General features: G+C 25.5%; 8 protein-coding genes. 3 read left to right on the top strand and 5 right to left on the bottom strand.

Translation table 11 applies throughout. The annotated features are described in order from the left end of the window. Positions 1–12 precede the first annotated feature (12 nt). The 4 genes from recD to BLO14_RS01070 are packed head-to-tail and all read right to left on the bottom strand — an operon-like array spanning position 13 to position 10,047. Positions 13–1,845 carry an exodeoxyribonuclease V subunit alpha gene (recD, locus tag BLO14_RS01085; protein ID WP_091971895.1) on the bottom strand — a complete coding sequence of 611 codons (1,833 nt, stop codon included), beginning with the start codon at positions 1,843–1,845 and terminating at the stop codon, positions 13–15. After that, positions 1,842–5,351 carry an exodeoxyribonuclease V subunit beta gene (gene recB, locus BLO14_RS01080; protein ID WP_091971893.1) on the bottom strand — a complete coding sequence of 1,170 codons (3,510 nt, stop codon included), beginning with the start codon at positions 5,349–5,351 and terminating at the stop codon, positions 1,842–1,844. The genes recD and recB overlap by 4 nt, the downstream gene beginning before the upstream one ends. A gap of 5 nt (positions 5,352–5,356) precedes the next feature. Then, positions 5,357–8,596: an exodeoxyribonuclease V subunit gamma gene (locus tag BLO14_RS01075; RefSeq protein ID WP_091971891.1), complete on the bottom strand. Its 3,240-nt coding sequence runs from the start codon at positions 8,594–8,596 to the stop codon at positions 5,357–5,359. A 5-nt stretch (positions 8,597–8,601) separates the two neighbouring features. After that, positions 8,602–10,047: a nicotinate phosphoribosyltransferase gene (locus BLO14_RS01070; RefSeq protein ID WP_091971889.1), complete on the bottom strand. Its 1,446-nt coding sequence runs from the start codon at positions 10,045–10,047 to the stop codon at positions 8,602–8,604. Positions 10,048–10,178: 131 nt separating this feature from the next. On the opposite strand from BLO14_RS01070, the gene zwf reads away from it, so the two are divergent. From zwf to BLO14_RS01055, 3 genes are all read left to right on the top strand, one after another. Then, positions 10,179–11,615: a glucose-6-phosphate dehydrogenase gene (zwf, locus tag BLO14_RS01065; RefSeq protein WP_091971887.1), complete on the top strand. Its 1,437-nt coding sequence runs from the start codon at positions 10,179–10,181 to the stop codon at positions 11,613–11,615. A 291-nt stretch (positions 11,616–11,906) separates the two neighbouring features. Then, the gene (locus tag BLO14_RS01060) at positions 11,907–13,250 is read left to right on the top strand and encodes a Na+/H+ antiporter NhaC family protein (RefSeq protein ID WP_091971885.1); all 1,344 of its coding nucleotides are present in this window, start codon (positions 11,907–11,909) and stop codon (positions 13,248–13,250) included. Between the two features lie 98 nt (positions 13,251–13,348). Further along, positions 13,349–14,698: a Na+/H+ antiporter NhaC family protein gene (locus BLO14_RS01055; protein WP_091971884.1), complete on the top strand. Its 1,350-nt coding sequence runs from the start codon at positions 13,349–13,351 to the stop codon at positions 14,696–14,698. Here the strand turns inward: BLO14_RS01055 and BLO14_RS01050 are convergent. Next, on the bottom strand, positions 14,670–15,716 hold the full coding sequence (locus tag BLO14_RS01050) for an ABC transporter substrate-binding protein (protein ID WP_091971882.1): 1,047 nt from the start codon (positions 15,714–15,716) through the stop codon (positions 14,670–14,672). The genes BLO14_RS01055 and BLO14_RS01050 overlap by 29 nt on opposite strands. Position 15,717 lies beyond the last annotated feature (1 nt).

The following is a 15,717-nucleotide window of genomic DNA, read 5'->3' as shown; positions in this document are numbered from 1 at the left end:
GTAGTTTTTAATTTATTTGTCAATTTCTTTTAATGAATTTAAGTGTTCTAGTATTTTTGAATCTCTTTTGCTAGATTTTTTACTTAGCTTAAGAATAGTCTCTTTATTAGAAATTATTTCTAAGCTATCTTTAGCTCTTGTTATTGCAGTATACATAAGCTCTTTTGTCAAAAAAGGGTTATTTTCTAATATTACTTTTATATGTTTGTATTCAGATCCTTGACTTTTGTGTATTGTTGTGGCGAAACTGAATTCATAATTTGTTAGTAAATCTAAATTTATTTTTTTATATTTTTCATTTTTTCTTTGGAATAAAACATAAAATTTAGAATTTTCATTAAAAATGATGCCCCGTTCTCCATTGAATAATTTATTTTTATAGTCAGTTTTAGTTATCATTATTATTTGACCAATAAAGTTCCCATAGGTTTTTTTTAGATAAGTTTTTATTATTTCATTTAGTGTTTTAGTTCCAAATTTTCCAAAATTTTTTGAACTTAAAATTATATTTTCAAGTAAAGTTTCAAGTATTGTTTCGATTTTTGATTCTTTTAGTAATTTAAGATTAAAAGTTGATATTTTTCTATATAAATTGTTTGTATATTCTATTAGATCTTTTTTTAAGTTTATTTTTTCTATTTCTTTTAATTGAATATTTTTATTGTTATTAATATATTTGCAAATTAAGGTTTCATCTTCTTTGTATATGGCTTTTGAGAGCAAGTGTATTTCTTTATTGCTTCTGAAATTTTCTTTAAGATCTTCTACATTATCGTTATTTATTTTTTTTATTCCTAGAAGACTTGAATATACATTTCCTTCATTTATCGATGGAAGTTGATTTTTATCTCCCACCATTATTAATTTAGTAGTTATTGGCGTTGCTTTTAATAACTTTAAAAAAGTATATGCATCTACCATTGAAGCTTCGTCAATTATTATTATGTCAAAATTTAGTTGATTTTCTTCATCATATAAATTTTTTTTGTTTATAAATTTGATTCCCAATAATTTTTGGATTGTATTGCATTCTATTTCTAAATTTTTGAATGAATAGTCGATACTTGTTTGTAGTCTTAAGCTAGCTTTTCCTGTAGGCGCTGTAATTGCTACTAATCTTTTTTTATTATTGTTTGATGTTTTATTAATTGCTTTTAAGATATAGTTGACAGTTGTAGTTTTGCCTGTTCCAGGGCCCCCGCTTAATAGAAAGAAGTTGCTTTTTAATGCCTTTTTAACTGATGTAATTTGCTCTTTATTTAAATTATTGGTGTTAAAATTTGATATTATATTTTGTATTTCGTTATCATTTAATTCACTTTTATAGTTTTCTAATCTTTTTATAATTTGTTTTATTAACTCTTCTTCTTCTCTATAGTTTTTTTGAGTATAAATGTAGATATTGTTTTCCAGAATTAGGGGAGTTGTAATCTTAAGCTTGTTAAATTCCATTAATATGTTGCTTTTCTTTAAAAGTGAAATTATATTTTCAATAGTTTCTAGATCTCCAAATGTTTCTAACCCTTTTAGCATTTTTATTAATTTATTATAACCTTTATTGGTTTTTTCTAGGTTGTCTTTTGTGAATGTTATTGTATTTTGAATATCTTTTGCTAATAGATTTATATTAGCTCTTAAGTGGCCTTTGTCAAAGTAATTAAATAAGAATATTAAAAATATTACAATGTTTTCATTGTTTGTGGGTTTTGCAAGTGTTTGTGCTTTATAGCAATTTTTTTTATTGATATTTAAAAGTTCAATTATTTCATAAAGCTTAAGCTCGGGAGTTAAGAATTTTTTGTTTTTATCTTTTAGAAATTCTCTTAATACTAAAAAATCTCTCATAGGTGCCTTTTGATACTTAATTCTAAGATGATTTCATCTAAATCCACGTCATTAAATTTTGGAATATTAAAATAAATGCCATTTTCAAATTTTGATTGCAAGCATTCAATGTTGTCTTTGAATGCTCTTGTAAAAAGATATATTATTCCACCAAATTTTTGATTATATTCTTTTTTGTTTTTAAATAATATATTTTTTATTCCAAGTGCATATATTTTATATTGCAAATCATAATATTCTTTTTTTACTATATTTTCTAAATTTGTTATACTGTAGTCCTCTTTATCTTGTCCAAGATAGTTTGTTTTGTAATCCAGGATATATATTTTATTATTAGCTTTAAATATGAGATCTACTATTCCTTTTAAGTATCCGTCATTTAGTTTTATGTGAAGGTTTTCAAAATGATTGTCAAAAAGATGTTTTTGTTTTTGAAATTTAGGATTTATTTTGATTAAAAATTCCATTTCTTTTTGTAATTCTTCAATATCACATAAACGAATATTAATTGCTTTTATGTTATAAGTTAATATATTATAAATCATTTTAGTTAATGAATTTTGTATTTCTATTGTATTGAGATTTGAGTTGATTTTTTGTATTTGTTTTTCAATGATTTCAATGTTATTTTTTTTAAAATTATCAAATGTATCTTTTGCCGTTCTAAAGATTATTTCCTCCATTGCAGCATGAAAAATGTTTCCGATATCTTTTCCTTTAGGTAAACTATCTTCTAATGTAGGGCCGTAATCAAGATCTGGTTCTTTTTCGTAGTTGATATTTTTAAAATCATAATTTTCATAAAATGCTATATGATTAGCTTGTGCTGTTAAACTTGAAAAACTAGATGTATATTCTTTTTTAAACATGTTTTTAATTATTGGTTTTGGTGGGATTAATTTTGTATTCAGATTTGTATTGTTCTTTTCTTTATTAAATTTCTTTTGGCTAATAAATTCATATATGTTAAAATCTTGTTTGATATTGTCAATAGTAAAAACTTTTGCCATTTCTAATAATTTGCTAGTTATGCTATTTATTTTTGTAATAAATAGAGCAAATTTAGCTCTTGTTGCTCCCACATAAAATATATTTTTTTCTTCGCTTAGTATTTTTAGTCTTGCATATTTTTTGTTTTCTTCTAATTTAAAAAAGTCATATCCAATCTTTCCGTCTTGATAAAATTTGTAAAAATGATTTTTTTTTGAAAAAACATTGCTATTTCCTATTGGAGTTGTATTTATTAAGAATACGATGTTCATGCTAAGTCCTTTTGATTTGTGTATTGTCATTAACTCTATAGATTCATTATCATTATTTATATTATTGGTTATTTCTTCGATGTTTTCGGGCTCTTCGTTTATTATTAGATTTTCTAAAGTAGAGATTAAAGATTGTATGTTTTGTTCTTTATGGTATATCTTAGAGATGGTCTCAAGTGCTGTTTCATAGGTTCTTAAATTTTCAAGCTTACCTTCTGCAATAAGGAGACCTTTGTAATTTATTTTATTTTTTGCCCATTCAATAATTTTTTGATCTTCGGTTTTATTTGCAATTTTGATCCACAAGTTTTTTTCGAATGCGATTTTGTTGATTGCATTTATTAATGTTATTTCATTTTTTTCAAGCAAAACTATTATATTTTCAATAAATTCTTCTATAAGGTGAATTTTGTCTTCTTTTATTAAAATTCTTTGTAAATTCCACGGCACATTTAACATTTTACTGTTTAGAATATAATTTAAGGTTTTAAAACTTTGTTTTCGGTCTAGGCACTTAAGAATATAGAAAATTTCGTTAAATTCTTTGGTTTTTAAAAATTTTTCTTGAGCTTTGTTTGTTTGGATTTTCTCTTTTTTTAATGCTTTATCTATTAAATTGATTTCATTTTTTCCTCTACAAAGTACTTTAATGTCTTGCATTTTAATATTTCTAATTTTATTGTTCTCAGCAATTGTTCCATATGCAAGTAAATATTTTATTGTTAATGCTGTTTTTTGGTAAATGTCTTCTTTGTTTTCGGCATTTGTGGTTATTATATTTACCCCTTCTATTTCTTGTCCGTTAATGAAAATGCTATTATTGTCATTTTTTTGGTTTGAAAGTGAATTGGTAAATTCAATTTTTTCAATTTCATCGGCTATTGCGTTATTGTATATATTATTAAAAATTCTATTTAAAGGCTCGATGAGTTTTTTACTTGATCTGTGATTTGTTTCTAGGACAATTCTAGCATCTGTGTTAATTTTATTTTTTATTTCTTTGTTATAAAATGCAATGTCTGCTTTTCTAAAGGAATATATTATCTGTTTAGGATCAGCTATGAATATCAATTTTATTCCTGCTGTTTTTAATATTTTAAATATTTCGATTTGTGTTAAGCTTAAATCTTGTGCCTCATCAATTAAAATGATTTTGTATCGATTTTTGATTGCATTTAAAAGTTTTTTGTCTTCTGTTTTTAAGTAATTTTTTAAATTTGAAATTATGTAATTTTGATCTATTGCGTTTGTTGATTTAATAATTTTCTCTAGTTCTTTTTCTATGTACTTTAGTATTTTGTATTCAACTTTTAAAAGAACATATTGCTTTAAATTATTTCTATTTTTATTTCTATTGTCTTCTGATTTATATTTTTCATGTTTAATATTAATTCCTAAATTGATTAAATCATTTTTAATATTAAGTTCTTTAGGTAATAATTTGGCATTTTTTTTAATTTCTTTTTCTATTAGAGTTGAAAAAAATTTATTTTTTAATAATGTTTCTGCTATTTTGAATATGTTGCTTTCTTTAGAGAATTGTATTTCAAGTTTACCAGTTTGAATATGTTTATTATAAAAACTTGATATTTCATCTGTTGTCATTTTATCCAAGTCTTCTATTATTTTGTTGTAATCTTTGATCAATTCCTCCTTTTTAAGAAGAATTTTTTCAAATGGTGTTTGAATTTTAAGCCAATCTCCAAGTTCTTGAGTTGCATCTCTCTCGTAAGCTTTTTTTATTTTTAAAACAATCTCTTCTGTTTTTTTAGCATCAGATTTAAATACCTTAAGTTCATAGTCTTTAATATCAAGATCTTGAATTAAGCTATCTGATTTTCTTAGAAAGTCATAAACTATTTCTTCTATTTCTTTTGAAAATTTTTCTTTAGGTTTGTATTTGGAATAATTTTCTGTTTCAATTTGAAAATTATTTAAAGCATGTAATGCGAATTTATTGATTGTTGATATAAAGAGTTTTTTTGATTGCTCATATATTTCTTTAAAAATTTCATTTTTTTTTGAGTTAAAATAAGCATTTTCTATTGCTTTTAGTATTCTTGTGTGCATTTCTTCTGTGGCTTTGTTTGTAAAAGTTAATACCAAGATTTCATTTATGGAGTATAGTTTGGTTTTCATTAAATTTATAACCACATTTTCAAGTATGTGAGTTTTTCCAGTACCCGCCGATGCTTCTATTAATATTGTTGCGTTATTTTGAATTTTTTCTAGGATTTTATCCATGAATGTTAATTTTTTGTCCTTACAAATTTAATATAAAATTTTTCTATTAATATTAGTAAATTTTCGTCTAGCTTGAAATCATGGGTATCTTTAAATCTATTATAGTAATCACAAAGCGTTATTTCGCTAATTTTTAAGAATCTCTCATGTGCTTTGCTTGTGAAATAAGCTTTAGAGGGGTTTTCTATTTCCATTTTTATGAAATTCTTAAAACAATTTGAAAAATTATTTTGATTTGTTTTTGTTAAAGCTTTAATTATCAAGCTTTGGTAAATTGGAGTTGGATAGCTTGATATGTATGCAAATTGCATAAGCATATTTTCAATGTCATCAATTATTATTTCTTTGTGGTGATATGAAATAGTTGTTTTTGCGGATAAGTTTTCAAGATCAATTTTTACTTCTGTTAATGAATTGAAATTTTGTATTTCTTTTTTTACTAGCAGTCCTGTTATATATAAATCTATTTCATCTTTTATTTTATCTGGGATGCTGCAATAGTCTTTTTTTACAAAATTTAAATAAAAATAATCGTTTTCGATTTTGTATACGTTCTCAATATCTTTTTTTAATTCAAATTCTATATTTTTTTTTTGGAAATTTAGTTTTATTTTTTGACAAAATTTAATGTTGGTTTCTGTCATTACTGAAAGCTTTTTTAAGTTTTCAATAGCATTGAATTTTAATTTATTTATTTTTTTAAAGACATCATCCACAGTCGTTTTTTGATTTATGTTGAAAGGAATATTTCCTTGTTGTATTTCATATTTAATGTGGTTTTTAATAATTTCTATTGCTTTATTTGCATCATCTTTTTTCCCCATTATGTATTCATGCAGCGGTGTTGAATTTTTTATAAGTTTGTAAATAATCTCAATAATGTTGAAAATTTGTTCTTCTTGTTTTTCTTTGATTTCATTTTCTAATCTTATGTCTTGTATTTTAACGTTTAAAGTTTTTTCATAAAAATGTTTGTAGGGATTAGAAAGTGCGTTTTTCAATTCGTATAAATTTAGCTTAATTGGGCTTTTTAGTTGAATTTTATTTTGTTTAAACTTAATTGGTTGAGAATTTTGTATTATTTTGGCTATATTAAAGGCTTCTAAATCATAGTTTATCAAATAATTCTCTTTTGCATCTTTAAAATATGCTAAGTCATGGTTTTCATTTGGATGTTTTTCTATTTGAAAATTTTTTTCATACTTTTGTATGTGATCAAGTATTTTGCTTATTGTTTTTGACATATTGATTTCTGGGTTTAGATTATCTTGAAATGAGTAGTAAATGTAAAATTTTTCCGATGTTGCAAAAATTAAATTAAAAAGCGCTGTGATTGCCTCTTTTTCGGTGTTCTCATATTCATAGTACTCATTTAATAAATTCATATTATCATAATCTATTTTAGAGTTGAATTTTTGAAATCCCAAAAAATGAATTTCTTTTTTTTGAAGATATTCAATTTCTTTGTAATTGGCAATCAATATTCCATTTTTTTTATACATTACTCCGTATTTTTCTTTTTCAAGACTTTCTTCAAGCATAATCTTAAAAAGATAAAATTCAATTTTTATTTCATTAATTTCTTTTAAATAGTTTTTGCAAAGATTGTCATTAAAATCTTTGGGAAAATTTTTAAAAGATTTTATTTTATTTTGTAAATATTCATCAGTTGTATTAAATTCTTCAAGATCAATATATTTTTGAATAAAAATATCTATTATTTTTGCCCATTCATATACTTTATATGTTTTATTTTTAAAATAGTTTATATCTTCGTACAAACTTTTTACTATTGTTATAAGTTTTATTATTGATTCTTGATCTTGAAATCTTACGGTTTCTTTTTGAAATTCCTCTTCGTATTTTTCGTCAAATATTTCAGACATTAAAAATCGATTAAATCCGTCTTCCCATGAGTTTAAAAAGTTTTTATCATACTTTAAATTTTCTTTGTGAATGTTGTTTGCTCCAAAACTAATGTTCATTGCATCGCTAAATTCTATTAAATAGTTTAATTCAGATGCTGATATATTAAATTTTTTCATTACTTTGTTATTACTTAGCAGATTAAATACTTCTTTTCTGCTGAAATTACTAATTGTTTCGTTTTTTGATATAAAAAGATCCATTAGCCTTTTTAAGGCTATTATACTTTCTCCTTTTGATAAATTGTTATGACATAGGACACTATATTCGATTTCATATTTATTTAGGCACTCTTCTATATGTGGTAAATATTCATTAAATTTTTCTTGTAAACAAGTTATTGCTATTTCGCTTAATTTTAGGTTATTTTTTTGTATTGAGTGTACTATTTGGTTTGCTAAAATTTCTACTTCACGTTTTTGATTCTTAGCTTCTATTATTTTGAAGCTATCGTCTAATTTTGAAAGCGGAGTTCTTGCTATAATGTTATTTTTAATGCTTGTTAAGAAATTTTTACTTTTAAATAATTCAATATCTACTTTTTCTAAAGCCCGATATTCTATTGGGTTGATTTTTTCTTTTGTTAATAATAATTCCTCAACAAGAGTAGATTTATAGTTGAGCAAATCTTCAAAGATTAATACATGCACTTCAAAATCAAAAATTTTTTCTAAAGAGTTAAGAATTTTTTTTTCAATTTCTCTATTATTGCCAATAAATATTATTTTTTTAATTTCAATTTCTATATTTTTTGTTGGCTTTTCTAGAATTATTTTTTTGTTTAAGTTTAAAATATTTTTTTGCTTTTCAAATAGCTTTTGAAATAATTCTTTTTGCATGTTTTCGTAGGGTTTTAAATTTTCTTCTTGGAATAAAAATCCATTGTCTTCCCAGGTTTCAATTAATTTTGAAAATTTTGAGTAATAATGGTGGAATAAATCTATTATTTTTGATGCAAAAAAGTATCTATTTCTTGTTGATTTGAAATCTTTTATGTATTTTAGTTTTTCAGTTTTCAATATGTGATATAAAATGAATTTTTCTGTTTCCAAGTAAAATGAAAAAGTGTTTTTTTCTATGTATTTTTTTATATTGGGATTTTTTAAAGAAATTTCATATATGCTTTTTACAGCATTCTTTTTAATGTTTAGATTATAAGAAATCCCATTAAGTTTTGCCATAGTTTTTTTAATTTCTTCTATTAAAAGATCGTTTTTTACTATGATGAGTGTTTCTTTTTTAAAGATACTGTCGTTTTGAGTTAATTCTTTAATTTTATTATAAATTTTATTTACTTTGTTAGTTTTATATATATTCACAGATATTAATTGCTTTTATTATCTTCTATGAGCTTGTTTTTCAACTTTCTTAAGTTTTTACTGATACTCACTTTGTATATGTGGGGATTAATTATTCTTCTGTAAGTATGTTCAAGCTTGCTTAAGTCAAGTTTGGCTTTATTTCTAATATTGCTTAAACTAGATTCATAGCCTTTGCTAAGTTTTCCATTTTCTAAGACAGTGTGAATCAAAAATTCAAAATTATCATATTGTTTGATGATTTTGAAAACGTTGTCTTGTATTGGATGAAAAATGGCAAGTTCCTTTCTTGAATCTAGATGATCTTTGATTTGATCTTTTTCTTCTTTTAAAAATATAAAATCAAAAATCATTTGGCCATTTAAATAGATTCTTGCAACTTCTTTTTGGGCGGGTAATGTTGATTTTTCTGTGTTATTTGATATTTTTATTTTTGGCATAAATTTTCCATTTTTTTCTATAGAGATCATTTTATATACTCCTGAAAGGTTTGGATCTCCTTTTGCTGTAACTAAATTTGTTCCAACACCCCAAATATCAATTGGAGCATTTATTGAATTTAAGTACATAATAATATTTTCGTCAAGCTCATTAGACGCAATAATTTTTACGTGATTTAATCCATTTTGGTTTAATTCTTTTCTTGCTGCTTTGCTTAGATATTCAAGATCCCCACTGTCAATTCGTATTGAAAAATTATTTTTTTCGTCTCGTTTTAGTTCCTTAAATATTTTAATGGCATTTTTTAATCCACTTTTAAGTGTGTCATAAGTGTCAATTAGTAAACTTACTTTGCTTGGGTATGTTTTGGCATATTCTCTGAATGCTTGTTCTTCATTTTCAAAACTCATTACCCAGCTATGAGCCATTGTTCCTGTGACTGGTATGTTGTATTTATATCCAGCAAGCATATTGCTTGTAAAGTCTGCTCCTCCTATGTAGGCAGCTTTGCTGGCAGAGAGTGCTCCATTTATTCCTTGCGCTCTTCTTAGTCCAAGTTCTGCTAAAATTTTTGCACCAGATTCTTTTATCCTTGCGGTTTTTGTTGCTATTAAACTCTCAAAGTTTAATATATTTAAAACCAGCCCTTCTATTAATAGTAATTCTATTAGATGTCCTTCAATCACAGCTACCGGTGTGTAGGGAAAAACTAGACGACCTTCTTCTATTGCGCTTATTTTTATGTTTAGTTTGAATTCTTTGAGAAAGTTTAAAAATTTTTCATCCAATATATTCAAGCTTTTTAAATATTTAAGTTCATTTTTATTGAAATGAATATTTTTTAATTCATTAATTAATGTATGCATTCCGGCTAAAACAATATAGCCATTTTTAAACGGTGTTTTTCTAAAAAATACTTCAAACTTTGCTTTAGGATTAATACCTTTTGTAAAATAAGCATTCATCATTGAAATTTCATAAAAATCTGTGAATAGTGATAGATTTTTCATTCTCCTTATTATATACTAGTTTTGTTTATAAAAAAATAATATTTAATTTTAGCCTAATTTTTATTTGTTAATATTCATGAATATATATATTTTGTAATATATAATAAATTGGCCAGATTGGACTAAATTCTATGAAAGAAAAAAGTGTTTCTAATTTTGATATTGTAATTTTTGGGGTTACTGGGAATTTGTCTAGAAAAAAACTTATTCCTTCGCTTTTTAATTTATTTAAAAATAAATGTATTAGCAATTTTAGAGTTATTGGCTTTTCTCGTAAAATTTTTACAGATAAAGAATTTAGATTGTATATTAAAGATTCTTTATGGCAGGAAGAGACTGATTCTTTGATCGAAATTTTTTTAAATTTTTTTATTTATGTATTTGGTGATTTTAATGAAAAGGAGCCTTATCTAAAATTATTTAAATTTTTAGATAAAAGCCGAGAAACAATATATTACCTTTCAACGTCTCCTATATTTTATGGATCAATAATTAATCATTTGAAAAAGTATTTTTTAAGCGAAAGATTGACTTTGTCAAAAATAGTTCTTGAGAAGCCTTTTGGTTCTAGCCTTGAAACGGCAAAAAAATTAAATTGTTTGCTTTATTCTGCTTTTAGAGAAGATCAAATTTATAGAATAGATCACTATTTGGGTAAAGAGACAGTTCAAAATATTTTTACATTTAGATTTGGTAATTCTATTTTTGAAAATATTTGGAATAATCGTTATGTAGATTTTGTTCAGATTACGGTGGCTGAAGAATTGGGTCTTGACGGAAGAGCGGAGTATTACGATTCTGTCGGAGCTTTGAAGGATATGGTTCAAAATCATATTTTACAATTGTTAAGTCTTGTTGCAATGGAATCTCCTATTAAATTTGATTCTGAGTTTATTCATGATGAGAAGGTTAAAGTTATAAAAAGTTTGAGAAAAATTAGCAAAGAGGATATTAAAAATTGTATTATTAAGGGACAATATGTAGGTTCACAAGTTCAAGGAGTTTTTAAAAAGGGCTATAAAGATGAAGCAGAATCATTGGGAAATTCAAATACCGAGACTTATTTAGCTATGAAGGTGTTTATTAATAATTGGCGTTGGTCCGGTGTTCCTTTTTATCTGAGAACTGGCAAAGGTCTTGCTAGGAAATTTTCAGAAATATACATTCAATTTAAAAAACCAAGCTTTACTCTTTTTGACAATAGTTCTGTTGATTTTTCCAATGCTTTAATATTTAGGATTCAGCCAAGAGATGGAATTGAAATTAAATTCAATACCAAGAAACCCGGATATAATTATGAAATCCAGACTGCCAATATGGAATTTTCATATCACGGTACATTTAAAAGATTGTTTGATGAGGCTTATGAGCGTTTGTTGTTAGACGCTTTTTTAGGGGATGGCACTTTATATGCTACAAGTGATGAGATTGAAAGTTCTTGGGAATTTGTTTCAGATGTTGCAAATAAATGGGCAGATATTGAAATTTGTAATTATTTTTATGGGTCTGAGGGTCCAAAAGAGATTGATTCTATTTTAGAAAAAGATCATTTTTGGCGAAAAATTTGATTTTCCAGTTTTTTAAAAAGACAAATGAGATAAAAATTTTTTTATAATTTATTCCTATTTATTTTTAACGCTTACTTTATTGCAATTTAACACCATCGGGTTTTTATTTCTTGTAACTTAGTAGTAAAATTTTTGATAAATTTTATTTTTCTTTTTTAATATTTCAAGAAAATTGGAAATTTTTACTCTTGAGCCTATTGTAAATTTATGTAGCGATTAATAATTTGAGTTATTATTAAAAAAGTATAGTAATCTTTTTTAATAATAGGTGCTTATATTTAAAGGATGTATATGGAAAATACTGAAGTAAGAGTTCAACCAAATTTTTTTGGGCTTGTTCCTTTTTTTGTCTTTATTGTTATTTATTTAGGTACTGGAATTTATTTAGGAGTTCTTGGTGTAGAAATGGCCTTTTATCAATTGTCGGCCAGCGTTGCAATGTTTTTTGCTTCTATTGTTTGTTTTTTAATATTTAAAGGAAAATTTTCCGACAAAATTCATATATTTATTAAAGGGGCCGCTCAGTACGACATTATACTAATGTGTCTTATTTTTATGCTTTCAGGAGCTTTCTCTTCTCTTTGCAGAGAAATGGGTTGTGTTGAAACTGTAGCAAATTTGGGGATTAAATATATTAATCCCAATTGGATTGTTTCTGGTATATTTTTTATAACTTGCTTTCTCTCTTTTTCTGCAGGAACTTCTGTTGGGTCTATTGTTGCAATTGCTCCTATTGCTTTTAATATTGCTGTTAAAAGCAATATTAATCCTAATTTAATAGCAGCATCTGTAATGTGTGGAGCTATGTTTGGAGATAATCTTTCTTTAATATCAGATACAACCATTGTTTCTAGTCGAACTCAAGGTAGTAGTATCTTAGATGTTTTTATTAGTAGCAGTTTTTATGCTTTTCCATCTGCTATACTGACTTTTTTTTCTTTTTTCTTTCTTTCTGGAAATTTGCTTAATACTACAAACTTTTTACATGAAAGTTCAATAGATTTGGTGAAAACCGTGCCTTATTTAATAATTATCTTTTTTTCTTTGGCCGGAATGAATGTTTTTTTAGTCCTTTTTTGGGGCATTTTTTCTATATGTCTTATTAGTGTTTTGTATGGTAATTTATACTTTCTAGATGTAATGAAAAATATTAATAAAGGATTTTTAAATATGGCAGATTTAATTTTTCTCTCAATTTTAACAGGGGGAGTTTCTTTCACGGTGATTCATAATGGAGGCTTTAAATGGTTACTTGTTAAATTGAAATCTTTGATTAAAGGAAAAATTTCAGCTGAATTTTCTATTGGGACTTTCGTTTCAATAGTCGATGTTTTTCTTGCTAATAACACGATTGCCATACTTATTTGCGGCAAAGTAGCAAAAAAAATAGCTTTTGAAAATAACATCAGTTTTCAAAGAAGTGCTTCTATTTTAGATATGTTCTCTTGTATTTTTCAAGGTATTATTCCTTATGGTGCTCAAATGATTATTTTAGTAGGCTTTTCAAATGGACTTGTGTCGCCTATTAGTGTTTTGCCATTTTTAGTTTATTTTGGATTTTTATTGTTTTTTGTTATTTTATCTATTTTAGGAATTGATATCAAAAAGCTTTTTTTATATTTTTTAAAAAAATAAAAATTTTGAAAATTTTAAGATATGCATTGTTAAATTTTTATTAATTTTATTTAGAATAAATTGTTTTTAATTGTATTATAGATTTAGGAGGTTTGAAATTGGAAAGAGAAACTAATATAGTTCCAAATTTTTGGGGACTTGCGCCCTTTTTTCTTTTTATAGGGATTTATATTGGCACTGGACTTGTTCTTTATTTTAATGGTGTAGAAAGGGCATTTTATCAAATGCCTCCCGTATTTGCTATGTTTGTTGCTATTGTTTTGACATTTATTGTTTTTAGAGGATCTTTTTTAGCAAAAATGAATAAATTTATTGAAGGTTGCGCCCAACAAGATGTTATTTTTATATCTTTAATATTTATGTTGTCTGGTGCTTTTTCCGCTGTTTGCAAAGAAATAGGAAGCGTTGATGCTGTAGTGAATATTGGTCTTAAATATGTTCCATTGAATTTGCTAGTATGTGGCATTTTTTTAATTACTCTTTTTTTGTCTTTTTCTACTGGAAGTTTTATGGGAACTGTTGTTGCTGTTGCTCCTATTGCTTTAGAACTTGCAGATAAGGTAAACATTCCTCTTCCATTGGTTGCTGGTGCCATTCTTAGTGCTGGTGCATTTGGGGACAATATGTCTTTAATATCAGATACTCCTATTATTTCAAGTCATACTCAAAAGGTTAATATTGTTGATGTTTTCAAAAACGGAGCTTTTTATACTTTCCCATCAGCAATTTTAGCAAGCATTGTTTTTGCATTTTTAGGTCCTTATTATAGTAAGGCTAATAGTTTTATTATTGAATCTGGTGATATAAATTTTTTTAAAATTATTCCATATATTTTTGTTATGGCCGTTGCAATTTCAGGCTTTAATGTATTTTTAGCCTTGTTTTTAGGTATTGTTGTTGCTGGTATTATTGGGATTTATTACTCAGATATTACTTTTTTATTGCTGGCTAAAAAAATCAATGAAGGATTTTTAGGCTTAGGGGAAATGTTTATTCTTGTTGTTTTTACAGGCGGAATTTCTTATATGGCAATTAAGTATGGAGGGTTTGATTGGTTACTGTTAAAGTTGCAAAAAATGTCAAAGTCTAAGAGGACTTCAGAATTTGTGATTGTGTTTTTAGTTGGCATTTTAACTGTGTTTCTTGCAAATAATGGACTTGCTATTTTAATGAGTGGTTCTGTTGTAAGATCAATAACTAAGGAGAACAATTTAAGTTCAAATCGTATTGCAGCTTTACTTTGTATGTCTTCGTGCTTTTTTTTAAGTATTTTGCCTCATAGTATGCATGTTATAGCTCTTATAGATTTTACAAAAGGAAGGCTTTCTCCTTTTGAGATTTTCCCATTTTTAATTTATCAGGGATTTTTAGTGTTATTGATTGCTTTGTCTATAATTGGACTTGATATAAGATTAGTATTTAAGAAGATAGATTCAAATATATTTTGAGCATTTCCTCTTTTATTTTTTTAGGTATTTTTCTAAAGATTTCAAATTTGGAAAAATCTTTTGGTAGAAATTTTTCTTCTAAATACAATTTCATTTCAGGATTGTTTTTTGCTTCTTCTTCTATTCTTTTTATTACATTTTTATTTGGAGAGTTATATCTGGTTTCTTTGAAATTTTTATAAGATGGTTCATTGTTGTATAGAAAGTTTATAAACTTGTAAGCCAAGTTTTTATTTGGAGCATCAATAGGAATTACAAATGCGTCTATCCATAGATTGGTGTTTTCTGGTGCATAAAAATCCAAGTTTCTATCTTTTAGCATAGCGCTTTGTGCTTCACCACTCCATGTAAGTTGAATAGATGCTTCTTCATTTAGCATTAATGATTTTGCAGGCACATCTGAGAAATATCCGATTAATAGTGGATTTTGGATTTTTAAAAGTTCACCAGCTTCTTTGATTTTGTCTATATCATGTTCATTTATTGAGTATCCAAGCTTTTTTAAAGCGACTCCAATATTGTCTTTAGGAGAATCCAACATTGTAATCTCCTTTTTATATTTTTTATTAAATAGTATGTCAAAACCTTGCATGTCATTTAAATCTATTTTGGTTTTATTGTAAAGTATTCCCATTAATCCCCAGTAAGCTGGTACTGAATAAAGATTGCCAGGATCATGTTCTAGGTTTGTTAGATTTTGAGAAATATTTTTTGTTACGTTTGGCAATTTTGAGTAATCTAATTTTTCAATTTTGCCTTCATCGATTAATTCTTGGATTAAATATTCTGATGGAACTATTATATCGTAGTAGTTTTTTGTGGTGTTAAATTTAGCTATCATTTCTTCATTGTTATGAAAGATTTCATAATTAATTTTTATATTATTTTCCTTTTCAAATTGATCTAATAAGCTCTCGTCAATATATTCTGCCCAATTAAATACGTTTAAAGTTACTATATCTTTTTTAGCGCAAGTAAAAGTTGTAAGGATTGTTATTAATATAAAAATTTTTTTCATA

The organism is Borreliella japonica (assembly GCF_900099615.1).
Classification (GTDB): Bacteria; Spirochaetota; Spirochaetia; order Borreliales; family Borreliaceae; genus Borreliella; species Borreliella japonica.
The sequence above is the reverse complement of the archived record's forward strand: the minus strand, read 5'-3'. Positions and strand labels throughout refer to the sequence as shown.

Excerpts from the sequence above, each read along its gene's own strand:
- BLO14_RS01050 (WP_091971882.1), bottom strand. The coding sequence starts at position 15,716 with ATGAAAAAAATTTTTATATTAATAACAATCCTTACAACTTTTACTTGC.
- recD (WP_091971895.1), bottom strand. The coding sequence starts at position 1,845 with ATGAGAGATTTTTTAGTATTAAGAGAATTTCTAAAAGATAAAAACAAA.
- BLO14_RS01060 (WP_091971885.1), top strand. The coding sequence starts at position 11,907 with ATGGAAAATACTGAAGTAAGAGTTCAACCAAATTTTTTTGGGCTTGTT.
- BLO14_RS01070 (WP_091971889.1), bottom strand. The coding sequence starts at position 10,047 with ATGAAAAATCTATCACTATTCACAGATTTTTATGAAATTTCAATGATG.
- zwf (WP_091971887.1), top strand. The coding sequence starts at position 10,179 with ATGAAAGAAAAAAGTGTTTCTAATTTTGATATTGTAATTTTTGGGGTT.
- recB (WP_091971893.1), bottom strand. The coding sequence starts at position 5,351 with ATGGATAAAATCCTAGAAAAAATTCAAAATAACGCAACAATATTAATA.